This window comes from Vibrio sp. L3-7 (assembly GCF_963898195.1).
GTDB classification, from domain to species: domain Bacteria; phylum Pseudomonadota; class Gammaproteobacteria; order Enterobacterales; family Vibrionaceae; genus Vibrio; species Vibrio echinoideorum.
The window spans coordinates 1-16,793 of sequence record NZ_CAWQUW010000008.1 but is presented as its reverse complement, the minus strand read 5'-3'; the positions used below and the strand labels follow the sequence as shown (position 1 = coordinate 16,793).

The following is a 16,793-nucleotide window of genomic DNA, read 5'->3' as shown; positions in this document are numbered from 1 at the left end:
ACTCCTTAACAATACTATCAGAATAGTAGGTAGCTATTGAAGTGAAACCTATTGAGCTGGACTCCAGATCATTCTAAATTTGATAATAATCGGCTATACTGTTTATAGATACAGTTGTAAGGTTGAGTTAATCCTAGATGTGTAATGCGGACCAAGAGAAAGTAAGGAAAATAATCCATGTTGATATGGACTGTTTTTAAACTCTGACGTGTTAGTTTGAAGAAAAATTTGTAAGTATTTTTATTGTTTACTACCTTTCACTTATAGGTGGCAACTTAATGGTAAAAATGTATGCAAAGAGTACGTGATAAAACTCATAACCAGCACTGGATTTATCTTGATGATAACGATGTGCCACTTCTGTTACCTTGCCTTTATAGTCGTTACACCACCTTGAATGGGCTTTCTGTTGTCCATGAGAAAGTAAAGAACGCTGAGACAGAACAATATGACTTCCAATTCAAGGAGGTTGAAATTGGTGAAGATGCTCAAAACGTCAGAGGTGAGAAATTGGGTGTTTTCCTTGAGTGGTTAGAAGATTATGCCAAAGAATCAGATCAGCCCCTACTTACACTCGATAACCATATTGCTCTTCCCGATGAATATATGAATACATTCATTAATGACCATCTAGTTCATAAGATGGAAGCTAGTGAAGTTGTCGTTAATCGAGCGGTAATGTCATTAGAGAGTTATTACAACTGGCTTTCTTACTTCTTTGATATGTCATATAAAAAAATCTTTATATATTCAGAAAATAGACAATTAGTTCGCTTAAATAGCAAATCAAAACTTATCATAAAATATCTCCTTCCAGCGACAAGGGAATTGCTTTACGCCAATACAAATACTCTTTTTGAGGAGATTGTTCTACGCAATGGTGGAGAGCTTGGTTGTCGGACCAAAGAGAACCAAGGGTTTTACTTGGAAGACTTTAAGTCTGATGGCTTTATTCAAAAAGGCTTATTGAACCTTTTTAAAGATATGATGGTTAATCCTGATAAAGAGGAATTTGAGTACCACCTAGCTTCTTTTCACGCAAAATATGGTTCAAAGAGAAAGTTTTATATTCAGCGTTCTCACCTTAGTTTAATGAAGCGTTATTACGACCAAGAGCGCCCTAAAACTGAGAGTAATCAGTTATTGGTCTCCAACTCTACTAATGACACTTTTGGTAAGCCCGTAGGTAAACAATACGGCACTCAGCTTTTTTCTAGGGTGTTAGAGAAAGTTCGCAAATTAATACAAGAGAATCCAGAAGCTTACTCAGGTTACCAAGAGTTGGATAAAGCGCTGAGTTACCACCACTTAAGACACTCTTTTGGCACTGATATTTTTTATGAAGGTTGCCAACAAGCAAAGAAATCATACGAATCGATTACCACGGAATCTGCAGTGTATATTGAAACCGCAAGACGCTTAGGACACAAAGTAGATAGCAAGTATTCAAACCAAACCACAAAAATGTATATTCATGCTTGTGGCCAGAGAGAGCAGTTACTAAGGGAGGTGGTTCTTGGATAATTTAGAGGAATTTTCAAGCGCTGAGATAGAAAGGGTGCTATCAAGTGAATTTAAGAAAAAGCAACCGATAGCATCACTAGAGTTGCCTTTCTCTGTTAAGTCTATTTCTATCCCTCAGAGTAGAAAAAGTGCTGCCTATATTCTATCCATGACTGACACCGAGGATTCCGATAAATCGATTATCTACAAGGCAATGATTGCGGCTTATAACTACGCCTTTTTTGATAAAAGTGCTGCGTTTTCTGCAACAGTATACTTTTCGAATGCAGCCAAACCATTCATTGAGTGGCTCAATGCCCACAAAATTGAAAATCGCTACGAAGCTATAAAACTTTACGAAACCGACCGTATGGATGAGTTAGAGAATCATGGTGGTTATAGCCCTTTAATTACTTTGAAGTGTGTATTGGGTTATGCCATTGAGTCTGAATCATTAAGAAAAGAGTTAAGTAGTGATGAGTATGCGTATCTTATTGAGCTTCGCAAAACAAAACACACCCCTAACCTGAATAAGTCTCAAAAATCTATAGCCAGTTATTTCGGTGCATTAGACTGGTTAAGAAGAGACGATATTGGTATTGGAAGTGAGCTTTATTCCGCTCTCGCTTCCCCAAAGTTGGCGGTGAATTCATTAAGCTTAACCGCAGCTACTGTTATTCTTGAATTGAAAACCTATAAAGATGAACTACAAGCGCTGATTAGGAGTATTAAACCGCAGTTAAGTCCCTGGTTAGTTATTGAGTCAAAGGATAGTAGATTTGAGAGGTGTAAAGCAGTAGGTAATATCATTTATTTGATGTTGTCTGCTTACCATAAACAAGATAATTCATCGAATACCCTTAAAGCAGCGCTAGAGGTTTTGATTCTTTCTAATTCAAGTAGTTTAGTTACCTACAATACTATTACTCCAGCATTAAAGAGCCAGAATGAGTGTGATAGCCTTTTTTTGAATAAAAGACGTGACAAAACGAAAGTTAATGTGGGTTTCACAGGTTTGCATTCTTCTGCAGTACTAGATGGCACTCTTTTCTCTATCGAGTGGATTAAGGGTGTGTTAAATGGCGATTCATCAAAAGCACTGACTAATGTAGAGGGGTTAATGTTTGCTTGGTTGATGGCCAGCTTAACGGTGCAACCAAATGACATACCTAAACTAAGGCACTCTGATTTTAGGTTGATGAAAGTTGGTGGAAGAGTCACTAATATTGAGTGCGAGTATTTTAAAGGTCGGGCTAAAGTGTTTCATACAACCCGTTCTTTATCCGCTCGAACACCAGAAGGTAAGGCGCTTTTAACACTACTTGAACAGCAGGATGAAGGCTTGCCTTTCTTTGCTAAACAATTATTGGTAATTAGTAACAACATCAACGCACTTTTAGGTGTTTTTGCTGCGATACTTCAAATAAGCGATTTGTCTGAAAAGCTTAAAGCTGCACACGAAAAACAGCAGCAACCCAATTTAATGCCTCAAGTAATTTGCGTACTGATTTCCCACGGTGTCCATCCTGACAATGTTATTGATAACACTAAAAAAATAACGGTAGAAGAGAGATGTAAATTAGTCGCTCAATCGCAATCACCTTGCCAGAGAGGTATTTTCGGTCTTCAAGTTATTAAAAATAGTGCAGTTCATGCATTTAGTGACTCATACACATTGAATTACTTGATTAATCGAAACTCTCATTCGAACCAAACTGAGAAAGTAAGCTACCTAACCGAAGCTAATGAAGAATGGATGAATAGCTCTGGTCGAATCACTCGTGAGGTGATGCTGGATTTGATTCATAATGTTTTTAATTTGAACTTTAAGGCTGAGAATGAAAAACAAGTCGCAGCATTTAATAGTGAGTTTATGGCGGTCACAGATTTGATTTCATACAAGCATGAGGAAATGAATGCAAGGCTTAGAGTCGTCACAGGGCAAGAAAAGGGGCGAGTTAATGAAGTGGGCGTGATGGCGTTGAGTGACCAAAAAGAAAATGAAGCGTTATCGCCGATCTATGTCTCAGATAGCCCTATTACTGTTTTAAAAATGTACAATTATCTCCATGAATTCAAAAAGAACTATAAGAAGCTCCTTTCTCATAATCCTGACCACTTATTTAAAACTGTGATACCGACTGTGGAATGGCTAGAAGACACCCTACCCAAGATGAGTAAAGCATCACAACGTAAAGGTAGGGAGCAGTTTGACTTAATGATAAAAAACGGCGTGGTAATGAGCGTCTTTCACTCGATGTAAGGGGGATTTATGGCACAAACAGTATTTAAAAATCCAGTTGATAGTTTTTGGTATGACCAGAATTTAAAGTTGACCGCTAACCCATTTTTCATGAGTGATAAAGGCGATGTATATTCTGATACTTGGTACTTTAAGATTAGACACAATGGCGCTATCACAACATTGGATTTTTCATTGTTTGATTTACCCGCTTTTAACCATGAATCCATAGCGACTTACTTAAAGGATGGGTGTGACCACCCTTTAAATGCGAAAAAATATGCAAAGTTAGTTTGTCTGAGTGTCATCAGTCCTAGGGACTCTCAAGCTGTTCTTCCCGTTTATCAAATGATGCTGCACCTTTTCGCCTTCCTTAAAGAGAATAGCGCAACAAGCCTTACTGTATCGTCATTGGAGCCTTTTTGGACATCAGTTATGGGAAGAGCGACCAACCAGTATGGATTTGTGAATCGTATATCAACGCCTTCTTATCGAGGATCAATTAGACCAGTTCAATTTCATAAAATAAGAAATAATCTTAAAGCATTGGGTGTTGTTGGTGTTATTGATTCCACTCCAACACAAAAAAAAATAGAAAAAAGCTTAGATAAAGTCTGTCAATCACAATACAGCACAACGCTCAATGAGTTTAAAAAAGGCGGTAGCTTTAACTTTCTTGGGCTTGAGTTGGGGCAGTATTACGTTGACCATCTTAATCAGGTTTATCAAAACGACTTTCTGTATGCCTCTGTATGTCGGTTGGTATTTGAGAGTATCGACACTAAATATGGGATGAAGAGTTTAGATGCCGGTTTATCTAATAGCCTCCGTGAAATCATACTTACTGCAATATTAAATGACAAAGAGTATAAGCCTACCACCCACAGAGGCGGAATTAATTTTAATGCTCTTGCAGTGGAAGTGAGAGATGCGCTTTTTGAGGAATACTTGAAGCGATTTGAGTTGGTAACGCCTTTAAAAGACCAATCCATTGAAGCGTTAGTTATTGAGTTAGGCTTATTCTCTCGAAGTGATTCAGTGGAATTAATTCGAATATTAATGCTGCAAAAATACTTAGGTTTAGAGGGGAATAAGAAATCACACCAGATATGGCAAGGCTATTTGCTTTCATTAGATAAAACCTTTTTAGAGGCAGAATCTTTAAGCCAATTATCCGTAGATGATGTGTACGAAAAAATGCAAATAATTGTCTCTAAGCAAAGATTGGGGAGGGAGCTGTTTCTTGCTGATATTGGCGCTTGGGCAAATAAACAATTTTTTCATTCAGAGTTAAAAACGTATCGAAGCTTTAAAGCAATTCTGAATATTCCACTTTATGCGATGACTAATCTTGTTGTGGCGTGGACAGGCTATCGACTATCTGAATTCGGTTTTCCATTGAATGCGATACACTCTGAACCGAATTTGGATATTCTCGACAATGCTCACGTTCCATTTCGCTTCAAGCTTAAATGGCTTGTCCCTAAAACGGGCGGTTCTACCAAAATTAATCGAGAAATCACCTCTCAGTGCTATCAAGTTGCCGCACAATTAAATGAGGTGTTCGGGCGTGAAGGTGATGAGCCGTGCCTATATTCTTGTGCAGAACAGGCTAAAAAGGAGAGCATTAATCAATCTGGAAAATACATTGATAATAGAGTTAGAGCGAATTGGGAAGGCTTTGTCAGAGCGTACCAGCCTTTTAATGATGTGGTTAAGCTCGATACCTTAAATAGCAAGCACACTGCTCAGTTGACGATTGATGAGCAAAAAGAATTAGAATTGCTGTCAGCCAAATACAGTATTGGCAGTGCTCGTTATAAGAACTTGCTTTCTTGTGCTCAAGAGGTGAAAAAAGATTGGGTGAGACTGTCCTGCACAAGTTTTAACTCCGCTAAAGCTCAAAAAGCGCTGAAAGCCTCTATTAAACTATTATCTAAAGGTGAGCCTCTTGAAAATACAAAGCATCAAGAAATTATCGAAACTTATCTTTCCGATGAAACTAAAGCGCTGCTAGTCAATGGCTCAGTGGATTTGAATGATAAGAAAACAACGATGGATATTAGCTCTGAGTTATTAAAAGGTGTGCGCTATCCTTCTCCCCACGCTTTTCGTCATATATGGGCTGAGTCAGTTCTCACACGCTATCAGGGTGATGTGGGTGCGGTTATACGCCACCAGTTTGCTCACCTAGATAATTCTTTCTTCATGGCGTACCTAAGGGATAAAGATGCTAGAGGGTTAATGCAATCAGCGAAGCAGCGTTACCTAAACTCATTGGTCGAATTGCTGATTATAGAGTCAGAACAAGTTGGTGAAAAATACGTAGGCGGTTTGGCACAGTTCGTGAAAAAAGCGACAACATTAACGCAAGTGAAAGATGATAATGGAATACTTGCTCTAAGAGAGGCGTTAAGTGGTCGTATCATTGATATTCAGGTGAATACTTTCGCTACTTGTATTCCTCGTGATGGAGCGGATTCTAGAGCAAAATGTTCGAAAATGGGGTTGTTAAACCCACAAGATGCCAAGCCTGATCTTTGTCTGAATTGTACCAATGTACTCATCACTGAGGGTAATATCAAAGGGATATGGCAAGTGATTCAACCAATGGTTAAAGAGTCGTTACAGGAGCACGCTTTTGGTTTCTTTTTAGAGGCACACCTACCAACACTCAAATCAAGCTGGAAGCGCATCAAAGAGCTTAGAAGTGAAAAGAACGTTGTAAGTGTCGACAAGATTCTAGCTGCAATTACTAAAGCAATTGATGCTATAGAAAGCAAGATTATGGAAGAGGAAAGGCTGTATGCCCAATGACTTTGATTTAGATGAGCTTATGTCGGATGAGTTTCTGGATTCGTTAGATGATACTTCAGACAAATCAGCCCAAAATGAACAACCATCATGGGTTGTTGACGACCCAGAGCATACTACTCATAAAGCTTACCATGCCATTCTTGATTTAAAAAAGGAAGCTGAAGAAGCGATTTCAAGCTTTGGTGAGGTAGTAACAAATAAGACTAAGAAGTTCTATCAAATTAAAAAGTCTAATGTAGCTAGAGTGGTTGGTCGGTCAGCACAGAGCATTTTCAATGCGTCCTCATTCAGTAGAGACATTGAAGGCTTCTTTGATGATGTTAATCAAGAGCTTTTAGAGATGCATGAAATTGAACAAAAGAAGCAATTAAAAAGAAAGAAAACGGGCATCAGAGTTAATAAAAAAGAAGTTATTGTTCAGAGTCATCAATCTTTAGAAAAAAAGCACAACGCACTTAAAGCTCGAAGCGTCAAAGAAACATTGGATTTAGCCGTTGCCAAGATGCCTTTGGATTTGAAAGCAAAAATGGGACTTATGTAAGTCGTCAAAAAAGCTATATTTTCGTTATAAACTGATGCATATATCTTGGGTTTAATCTTCATCTGGAATCAAATTATAGATTGAACATTTGAGAGCTTTAGATACCGTAAACACCTTCTCTAAAGTCACATTTTTTCACCACGTTCAAGAACACCAATATAATTCAAACTAAAGCCGCACTGTAGTATCCGCCTCATGAATCTGCGGGGCGACTTGTTAGTGTTTGAAGTTCCGAGGTAGGAGTGAGTCGATATCAGACTCTACTTTCGCCAGCTCTTTTATGCACTTGACCATGTATTCGTAGAGGATAAGACCATTGGCTTTTGCAGTCTCGATGATGCTGTAAAGCATGGCGCTCGCATCAGCACCGTTTGGTGTGTCTGAGAACAACCAATTTTTTCGGCCAATGACTAGCGGTTTAATTGCGCGTTCATCGCGATTATTATCGATAGATAAGTGACCATCATCTATATAATGTATGAGCTTTGGCCATTGTGCCCGAGCGTGTATTTTATCGCTTTACCTAGTGGACTAGAGCCTATCACTTTTTAGGTCGTCATCCATTCGTAAAGTTCACCCAGTATCGGCTTGGCATGCGCTTGACGCTCCGTGCCCTTTCGCTGGATCGTGTAGCTAATCCCCTTTCGGACAACTATTTTCAAATGACTCTTCAATAAGCCGCATTGTCACATCAAGAATCTTCTGCTTATCCGCTTCAGAGAGCTTATTTAGATTCACAGCTAACTCCGCAGAAATCTCATCTTCACAAAAAAAGTAACTCAAAGGCACACCAAGTTCATCTGCAATTGACTTTAACGTATTGATATCCGGCGTATGTTTTCCCTTTTCGTATTGATTCATTCGAGGGCTTGCTGAACTTGCATCCATACCTATGTTTTCTCCCAAGGCTTTTTGAGAGAGCTTTGCTTTTTTTCGAGCTTGTTTGAGTCGCTCTGGGATTGGGTTTTTAAATGACACTTAGATTTCATTTCTCTGAGCTCAAGTTGACTAAGATTTTCTTAGTTTTATGGATTTCTGTATACTAAGCAATCCTTAGTTTTTGGTTGGTGTAATTTTGGAAATGAAACGGGCTCGAAGAATTAGTGCGGTCATGCACAAGTTATTGATAGAAAATGGGTTAGATGGGTTCACCGTGCTAGAAGCGAGAGATTTATGGCTATCACTTGATAATGTGGACTCCAATTCTGCCGAAGCTCGTAAAAAGGTGTACCGAGCAATTTTTCACTTTGAAAAGAAAAGTTGGTTGCGAAGTGAGGGCTCAGGTCGGAGAAAGCATTACTTTCAAACGGAACAATTTAAAGATTTACATAACAATGTAACCACGAATAACCAAGCGGATATAAAGCCTAAAGTACCCATTCAAAACTATTCCATTTTGAGCAATGAACGTAATGAATATAAGGGTGAACTTGAGATCGTACTTGGGGAGATTGACGAGTATCAATCGATCGTATCTCGATTTCCTGAGCTAGAAAATAAACTAGCCCCTTTGCATCAAGAGGCTAAAGAGCGCGCCGCTTTATTGCTCGGTAAAGTGAATGTTTTAACAAGGGTTCTTAATACTCTCTATGAAGGAGATGAACCGTGTTAAGGGAATGGCAAGGTGAATGCTCTGACAGAGCGTTGAAAAAATATCAATCCAGCGGATCCCATTTCTTTTGCCAAGCTACACCAGGGGCTGGTAAGACAGTGCTTGCCGCTACTATTGCGTCAAGGCTGCTACAAAGTGACATGGTAGATCTTGTATTGTGCTTCTCGCCATCACTGACGGTTTCTGATGGTGTAAAAAGAACCTTTTCGTCGATACTTAATTGCACATTTAATGGTGGTATGGGAGCTATAGGGCAATCTTTAACATACCAATCTATCCAGTTCCTTACTGATGAGTTTTGGCAAACATTGCGTAATCACAGGGTCTTTGTTGTCTTTGATGAAATACACCATTGCTCTGGCTCTGAGGTTGAAAATGCGAACATTTGGGGGCATCAAGTTCTCACTAAAATTCAAGGGCTTGCTACTTTTACCCTCGCACTTTCAGGTACACCGTGGCGTTCAGACTCTTTACCCATTGTCATGGGTGAGTATAGCGACCCAGACGGACAGCTTCTTGTCGATTACCAATACACTCTTAAACAAGCTATAGCTGATGGTGTTTGTAGAAGGCCTAAAATCGTCTTGGTTGATAATGAACACTTATCTGTTAGTAGTAGCGAAAAAGTCGAATCCTTTTCATCAATATTAGAGATGCTTAAACAGACAAAAGCATCCTACCAGAGTGTTATTCACAACCAAGAGGCGATGGAATATCTACTCTGTTTAGGGTGTGAGCGGTTAGAAAAAGTACGTACCAGATCCCCCAATGCCGGTGGGCTGATTGTTGCAGCGTCGGTTCAACATGCGCAAACAATCAAAGAGATACTATCTCAAAAATTTGGGCAAACCGTTTCTATCGTCACTTATCGACATGAAGAACCGCTGGCAGAAATAGAGCGTTATCGACAAAGCGATGCACAATGGATTGTTAGTGTAGGTATGATCAGTGAGGGTACTGATATTCCTCGCCTTCAAGTATGTTGCCACATGAGTTCAGTCAAAACGGAATTGTATTTCAGGCAGGTGCTCGGAAGAATACTTCGTGTGAATAATACAATAAACCAACAAGCGTGGTTATTCACTTTTGCTGAACAAAGTCTGATTGAGTTTTCTGAAAGGATTGAACAAGATATTCCTGAGTCTCGTCTCTATGTAAGTATGGGGAAACCTATCGAAACAGAGTTCTCTGGTCGAGGAAATAGCTTAAGTGTCGCGCTTCCGCTTGAGTCCCAAAATAGTGGGAGAACAACAGTATCTTGGGAAAGCAGTACAGACAGTTCAAATAGTCTCTATGGAACACTAGGGACGTTTGATGAGCTTCGACTTGGGGCATTTAAGCAGAGAGTGATCTCGGCTTTCTCTTCCATGTAGTTGAAGAAACCATAGGCTACAATTTCACTAAAGGCACATTGGGGAGGCCGGAATGAATTACTTTGCAAAGGACCCCTTCTAGGTAATGCAAACCTGGAGGGTAAATGAAAAAGCTAAAACAGCAGTACCGGAACCGTATAAAATACCAGCGCCAATATCTTTGGGATCTTTATCCAAGCGTTCGCAGTGGAACTCATAAGCACTTTTCTACCAAGCAGGAAAAGAGCTATTATTTTCTTCACAAGGTTGAGTGTAGAGGTTACCCGATTAAACTGCGAGCCGCGCGAGGAAGAGCGTTAGCTAACCCATGGGACGACTACCCGTCGTATGTGTATGGCCTAGCAAAAAGTTGGAAGCATAACTCGAGGCGTCAAAAACAATACTACCGATAACCCATCAAAGCTCTCTATTCTGGAGAGCTTTTTTATACGAAATACTCTCTTCAATCGAAGGCTAATTATCAGCATCGCTATGGTGCTATTTTAATTGTAAATTATTGATTTTAAATGTTAATTGATTGATGTTTACGCTGGTTTTTATTAAGTAAACCACCCACATCGCAAGTTGCGATGCGCAGGTTGCGATTCGCTACCTGCGAAACGAAGTTATTTTTGCCCCATTCTAAGCTAGAACTGTTTTGTACCTCATTTCTATACGAGGTTATTTGACCTATTTTCCCTTATGCCACAAAGTGTCTATGAGTTTGGTGGGTGTTTAGTCGGTTCTTTACCAAGTTAATCAATACATCACATATCTAGGTTTGAAAAACAATGTTTGGATTAGTCAAAAAGTCCCTCTTGATGGATGCCCAAGCTAACGTTACTGAGCTTGAAAAACAGTTAAGTGAAGCGAAAGAAGAATTGTCGAGTATTCAAAAAGTTTTAGCCTCCCCTGAATATATGAAGGCTACAGATTTAATGAAGCTCGAAGAGGAGTTGCTCGTGCTTAGAGCTACTTGTCATGACGTTAGAGTCCAGTGCGAGAAAGATAGAGCGGCTGCCAGATCGCACCTTGCTGATATAGAAAAACAGTGTGCACTCGTATTACAAGAGAATGAAAATTCTATAGGACTAGAAAAGTCAGAATTAGCTGAAGAAATTGAGAATGCACATAGACAAAAAGACCTAATTCTGACTGAAGCGAAAGCTGAACGTGAAAAAGTTCTTAGTAATGCGGAGGCTGAAGCCGAAGCCATCGTCGATAAAGCAACGGCTCGTGCAGATAAAGCACTAGCGGATGTTGAGAAAAAAATTGAAACAGGAGAAACCCGCGAAAAGGTACTCTCTAGCAGTATTGAGAAGCTCCGAGAAGAGTTGCGTGACTTGGAGTTAACTAAAGAACATCAGGATCTTCTCTCTACAGTGACGCCATTTGAATACCTTCTTGATGGGCCTACTAGCGATGAAATTAAGGTATCTTTGCAACAAGTAAAAAATAAACAGAAGGAACTGATAAAACAGGGTAACGCATTTGATATTCTTCAAGATATTCTTTGGAATGACAATCTTGCTAAAGGAAAGGCAAGGCAAAAGAGACATGGTAAATTTCTGATAACTGCCTTTAATGCAGAAGTAGACAACATTATAGCTAATACTAATGCACGTAACTTCACCGCTAATGCAAAAAAAATAGACAAGTGGTTTCAAAAGGTCAATAAGAGTGGTGATGATAGCTACGTAGAGCTGAATAGAACTCTACTATTTTTGCGTCTGGAAGAGCAGCGCCATGTCTTTGAATATAAGTATAAAAAGGAGATGGAGCTAGAAGAACAACGATTCATGAAAGAGTCTCTGCGTGAAGAAGCCAAAGTTAAAAAAGAGATAGAAAGCTTTGTCACTGCTCGTGAAAAGGAGGAAAAAGCTTTTCAAAAAGATTTGAGTGATGCTCTAGCCAGAGTTCAAACAGCGAACCAAGAAGAAGTAGAAAAGCTCAACTCTCATATCGAAGAGCTGAAGCTTAAGTTGGAACGTGCGACTGCTGAGAAAGAGCGGGCGCTAAGTATGGCTCAGCTCACAAGGTCAGGATATGTTTATGTTATCTCAAATAAGGGATCGTTTGGTGAAAATGTGTACAAGATTGGAATGACACGACGTTTAGAGCCTATGGATCGTGTGAAGGAATTGGGAGATGCATCTGTTCCGTTCTTTTTTGATGTCCATGCTCTTATACCATCTGATGATGCCCCAGCCTTGGAAAACAAACTTCATTCTAAGTTTGCCTCTCGAAGAGTCAACAAAGTCAATCACCGAAGAGAGTTCTTTAACCTGACTTTTGAAGAAGTTGAAGAGGCTTTAAATGAGTTTGTTGAAGGTGACTTTAACTTGGTTCGGGATGTTGTTGCTGCGCAGTATGAAGAGTCCAAGTTTTTAAAGGAAAGTGGTTAATGGCTAGTATAATAAATGATTTAAAGCGCATTCAACGAGTATCCTCAGTTGTAACAAGAGCTACTGAGCGCTGCTTTCCTAGCGCAGAAGTATCGCGAGTAATGTGCGAATACAGTGATGGAGAGTTTTCCATTGACCTGTCAGCTACAGTTTTGGATTATCACGATATTGATGCGGATATTTGCTGTGTGAATGCTGAGAAATGTACATCAATGTTTATCGAGAGTATCTTAAACTCGGTAGATAGGATCATCAGAAGACTAGAGAAAGACGAAAAAGAGTTCCGAAGTGATTTAAAGGAGTATGGTGAGGCGTTCTCAGAAAGCCCAGCAGCGCATCTATCTTCTGCATTGATGTTCAAACAGATTGTAGCTGGAATTAAACCGTGAATAATCACTGGTAAGGTTTACCTAAATTGTTTCTCGTGGAGTCGGGTAACACGAAGCTGCCCCTAAACGTGTTTAGAGCATAAGAAACTATCAATAGATTAATTTGTGTGTAAGCCTGTTGCACCAGTTTTTTTAGTCCCAGATACGACAAAGCCACAGGCAATGCCTATGGCTTTGTAAACAGCTACAGAATGTTTGTCATTCAAAACTAAGAGGGAACACATTCTGTGTGCAGCGTCGGGTGTTTTATCACCAAAGTATATGGAAGGGAAAGCACCTAGACTTATCATATGTCCTCGGTGGTCTGCTTTGCAATTAAGCCAAGTTCAATTCGATACAATTACTTCTGGCCAGACAGTAAATAGTACATCCAAGAAAAAGCAGGGATACCCGAGGCTCTCAACGTTAGTTTAAAGCTAAGAACTGTATGTGGCAAGCTTGCTTCTGCCCCATTGTCTGTTTCAACAATTAGATAGATGGTCAAATTCAACAACCTTTTACTTATGTTCTCTTACGCTTTTTCGAACACATCGTTTGGCCCAAAACGCTGACCATCGAGCGGTTGACCTGCCCCTCATAAGAGGCAGGCCACAGGTTCGAATCCTGTTGAGAGCGTCATATTAAAACGGCTAGAAAGCTAGTGGCTGATAGCCCTTTGTTGTTTCTGGATTTCGCTATCTAATCGACGTTAATCTTGTACGAACAATTATTTTCAACGTTCCTGCGATAAGTAGAACACCCCCAAAACTCACCATACTTACCACGCCTCAATTTCATCTCACTACCACAATTCGAACACATTGGGCGCTCATGTTCACAACTAGAGTTAATGCAAACTTGATAATCGCCTTTGGTTTCACGACTCATGGCACTCCCGCACTTATCACAAGGTGTTTCCTTGTGCTTACAGCGTGGGTAAAGTGTACAAGACATAAACTTGCCGTATTGACCAACTCGAGGTTTGAGAACGCCAACTTTACAAGAGTGACAAACCATTTTGTCGGCATTTAGTTGCGCTAAGGAAATATCAAACTCATTAGTCTCTACTGGATAGTTTCCTTTAATCAGCTCTGTAACAAAGTCGCTTGCATCGGTCATGTCCGCGATTAAGTATGCCCTGTGTTTCGCGCGGGTTAGCGCTACATAGAATAATCGGCGCTCTTCTGCGTGTTCAAATGTATCTCCTTGGGGCAATAACGCATTAATAAGCGTAGGGGTTTGTTTCTCGGACGGGAAACCATGTTTACCTGTTGTCAGCCCCATAACCACAACATAGTCTGCTTCTTTACCTTTAGATGCGTGGAACGACTGGTTCTCAATGTCTAACATGTGGTAACGCTGTCTCAGCCACTGTAGGTAATTAGCATCTGGCATTTGGTACCAAAACCTTGCCAGTAAATAGACTTTGTTCTTATGTGGCGAGTTGGACTCGTGTACATGATTTGCAATAGACGTAAACGCCTTATCCAATGCAGTTATCCCTTGCTCCTCGGCTCCCTGTCGAATGACGCTTACCGCTGGTTTGCTAACCTGAACTAAAGACTTAATCTCTTTTTTAAGCTGAACGGGGTTTTGAGTAACAAAACGCGTTGCCACATCTCCGATAGCGCTATTAAATCTGAAGGTCATATCAAGCGTCGTTTTAGACGCTGCACCGAAGTACTTTTCAAAGTCTGTCGTTAAGCGAACATCAGCGCCACTAAAGCGATAGATTGCCTGCCAGTCATCACCAACACAGAACAACGAAGAGTTTTCTTTATTATCTCGAAGCGCCTTTACAAGCCTTGCCCTAGGCTCTGAGATATCTTGGAACTCGTCAACGAGTATGTAACTCCAAGGCGACTCGAATTGACCTGTTTCGACATACGACAAGGCTTTTGAAATCATGTCGTTAAAATCAATCAAGTTCTCTTCTGAAAGGTAGTCTTGGTAGCGCTGGTACAATGGCATCAACAATTCCAAAGCTTTAGCGGTTTGCTTGGGGTCTAGAGAGTTTTTTATTATTTTTTGAATACCCATTTCATCAAGACAAGCAGCTTTATACAGATCAACTAACGAACCTAAAAGGCGCGCCAGTTCTGTGACTTGGCCTGTTTTCTCTAAACTTTCGAGCAACTCATTATCGGGTAGAGGATTTGTATTCACCTGGCGAGCAATTAGCTCACGCTCCAAAATTTCTAACATCGAGCGATTTCGGTGTTGATGGTAATACAGTTCAACATACCCTGTTCCATACTTGGTATGCGTTTCTCTCTTCCACTTGATGCCTTGTTGGTATCTCTCTTTATCGATATATGGTGGCGGGTTTCCGTTTTCATCGGTACCGTAATACTCAATATAAATATCATAATCTGGCAAATAGAAGTCGGGCTCGTACTGTCGGTATTGTTCCGTGGCGACATCGATTCGATACTTAGCTTCGTATTGATAGTTGATCCCTTTTCTATAAAGCCAGTTGGAAATCACCATTTCACCAAAGCTTTTAACCTTCTCACCTTTCAACGTGCGGATATCGTTATCATTGAGATACTTTAAGTGTTCGCCTTGGGTTTTGAACTCAAATGGATCTTTATCTACGAAATAATACGCACTGAAATAATTGAGTAACGCTTTCTTGTAGCCAACATTTTGCATCAGCGAGGCAATAGCCTCATTCATCCACTTCACTTTTGCGCGTACGTCACCTTCCAAGGGCGATAAGCTTGGTGCTTTGCCTTCAACTTGTGAAATTATTTTCACGCCTAGGCTATGAAAGGTACTCGCTTTTACATCTTCAAATCCTAGTTTTTCCTTGATGCGCTCATCCATCTCTTCTGCGGCTATTCGACCATACGCCAACATCAAAATGTCGTTTGGTCGTGCTTGCCCGCTTTTCACTAGATAGCCCGTTTTACCAACCATAACACTAGTTTTACCTGTACCTGCTCCAGCTAAAAGAAGGTTGTTGTCATTGTCGGTGATGCAAGCAACTCTTTGCTTGGCGGTAAGCGGGTTAGATTCCACGCTGTTAAAAAATGAATCAAAGGCGTTAAGCTCACGCTCCACATACTCACGTCTAATACGCTCAACATCAGCCGTTTTCCAATTAGCAATGCGACTTAACTGGGCTGCTGTATTTTTTGCGAAGTCGGATAGACCCGAAGCTTTGTTCCAACCTCTCCACCGCTTGTGTTCTGTTTTGGCAAAGATCTGTATGTTCTGTATGGATGAGTCGCGAAGAAATCTGGATTGGCATTGATTCTCCACCGAATCTAAGAATCCAACTAAATGCTGTGCATTCTGATTAGCCCAGTGAGGAAAGAAATTGTGTGGGTATTTAAAAGGGAGTAGGTAGCTTAACATAGAGAAGCTGTGTTGCTTACCGCCAACACTAAAGCTTAAGCAACCGCCAGCGATTGTAGTTTTCAAACTTGGGGCGTTATCCAAATCCTCCCATTTGAAGAAACTCACCTCTCCATTTGAAGAAACTCACCTCTCCATCTGAATCAGCTCGTATACCTGCATCACTGATCTCAACGACAAGCTGATTCTTGAAAATTCGACCGAAAGAGTTTGTGGTAAGTGTCCACTGCGTCATTATACGCTACCGCCTAAAGTGTGATTGCCTCGTAAAGAGGCATTAGTCTAACTTATCGGCAGATTACTAGTACTTGAGTGTCATCAATTTTTACAGTTAATCGATTCAGAACTTAAAGGCAACAACATAGAACTGTAGTGGTTCATAAAAATTGGCTAATGAGATAGGGTTTGGCCATATTCTCATGCAAATGGGTTTGGTGTTGTTTCGATTGGTGTTGTTTCGATTTGTGATTACCGAGGGAGGTTGACGGTCTAAATACCGAAGGATTCTGTCGCTGCTTTATTCATAGTAGTCCACTATTGCAGATTAGTTTCTATTCGATAATTGATTCCTCGGCACGTGCCTCCCGTAA

12 protein-coding genes and 1 pseudogene are annotated in these 16,793 nt (G+C 40.3%); 8 read left to right on the top strand and 5 right to left on the bottom strand.

Translation table 11 applies throughout. The annotated features are described in order from the left end of the window. Positions 1-291 precede the first annotated feature (291 nt). The 4 genes from AACW75_RS07780 to AACW75_RS07765 are packed head-to-tail and all read left to right on the top strand — an operon-like array spanning position 292 to position 7,103. Complete coding sequence (locus AACW75_RS07780) at positions 292-1,524, top strand: site-specific integrase (protein ID WP_237297703.1); 1,233 nt, start codon at positions 292-294, stop codon at positions 1,522-1,524. Continuing rightward, positions 1,517-3,766: a hypothetical protein gene (locus AACW75_RS07775; RefSeq protein WP_145570632.1), complete on the top strand. Its 2,250-nt coding sequence runs from the start codon at positions 1,517-1,519 to the stop codon at positions 3,764-3,766. The genes AACW75_RS07780 and AACW75_RS07775 overlap by 8 nt, the downstream gene beginning before the upstream one ends. A gap of 9 nt (positions 3,767-3,775) precedes the next feature. Continuing rightward, on the top strand, positions 3,776-6,562 hold the full coding sequence (locus tag AACW75_RS07770; RefSeq protein ID WP_145570634.1) for a hypothetical protein: 2,787 nt from the start codon (positions 3,776-3,778) through the stop codon (positions 6,560-6,562). Beyond that, positions 6,552-7,103: a hypothetical protein gene (locus AACW75_RS07765; RefSeq protein WP_061024042.1), complete on the top strand. Its 552-nt coding sequence runs from the start codon at positions 6,552-6,554 to the stop codon at positions 7,101-7,103. The genes AACW75_RS07770 and AACW75_RS07765 overlap by 11 nt, the downstream gene beginning before the upstream one ends. A gap of 216 nt (positions 7,104-7,319) precedes the next feature. Here AACW75_RS07765 and AACW75_RS07760 read toward each other — a convergent pair. Both AACW75_RS07760 and AACW75_RS07755 read right to left on the bottom strand, forming a co-directional pair. Then, positions 7,320-7,714, bottom strand: a pseudogene (locus AACW75_RS07760) (IS66 family transposase); the annotation flags it as partial. Between the two features lie 22 nt (positions 7,715-7,736). Then, entirely contained in the window at positions 7,737-8,081 is a 345-nt protein-coding gene (locus tag AACW75_RS07755; RefSeq protein WP_061024045.1) for a helix-turn-helix domain-containing protein, read from the bottom strand. 103 nt (positions 8,082-8,184) lie between these two features. Between AACW75_RS07755 and AACW75_RS07750 the strand changes: the two genes are divergently transcribed. From AACW75_RS07750 to AACW75_RS07730, 4 genes are all read left to right on the top strand, one after another. Then, the gene (locus AACW75_RS07750) at positions 8,185-8,715 is read left to right on the top strand and encodes a hypothetical protein (protein WP_145570651.1); all 531 of its coding nucleotides are present in this window, start codon (positions 8,185-8,187) and stop codon (positions 8,713-8,715) included. Beyond that, the gene (locus AACW75_RS07745) at positions 8,709-10,088 is read left to right on the top strand and encodes a DEAD/DEAH box helicase (protein ID WP_061024048.1); all 1,380 of its coding nucleotides are present in this window, start codon (positions 8,709-8,711) and stop codon (positions 10,086-10,088) included. Before AACW75_RS07750 ends, AACW75_RS07745 begins: the two co-directional genes overlap by 7 nt. Before the next feature lie 770 nt (positions 10,089-10,858). Beyond that, complete coding sequence (locus tag AACW75_RS07735; protein WP_061024050.1) at positions 10,859-12,472, top strand: DUF4041 domain-containing protein; 1,614 nt, start codon at positions 10,859-10,861, stop codon at positions 12,470-12,472. Further along, a complete protein-coding gene (locus AACW75_RS07730; protein WP_061024052.1) occupies positions 12,472-12,861 on the top strand; it encodes a hypothetical protein in 390 nt (129 codons plus the stop codon). The genes AACW75_RS07735 and AACW75_RS07730 overlap by 1 nt, the downstream gene beginning before the upstream one ends. 340 nt (positions 12,862-13,201) lie before the next feature. Here the strand turns inward: AACW75_RS07730 and AACW75_RS07725 are convergent, their stop codons facing one another. The 3 genes from AACW75_RS07725 to AACW75_RS07715 form a co-directional block, all read right to left on the bottom strand. Beyond that, positions 13,202-13,345: a hypothetical protein gene (locus tag AACW75_RS07725; protein ID WP_186437189.1), complete on the bottom strand. Its 144-nt coding sequence runs from the start codon at positions 13,343-13,345 to the stop codon at positions 13,202-13,204. 194 nt (positions 13,346-13,539) lie between these two features. Then, a complete protein-coding gene (locus AACW75_RS07720) occupies positions 13,540-16,269 on the bottom strand; it encodes a UvrD-helicase domain-containing protein (protein ID WP_237297702.1) in 2,730 nt (909 codons plus the stop codon). 10 nt (positions 16,270-16,279) lie between these two features. Next, on the bottom strand, positions 16,280-16,438 hold the full coding sequence (locus tag AACW75_RS07715; protein ID WP_186437190.1) for a hypothetical protein: 159 nt from the start codon (positions 16,436-16,438) through the stop codon (positions 16,280-16,282). Between the last annotated feature and the right edge of the window lie 355 nt (positions 16,439-16,793).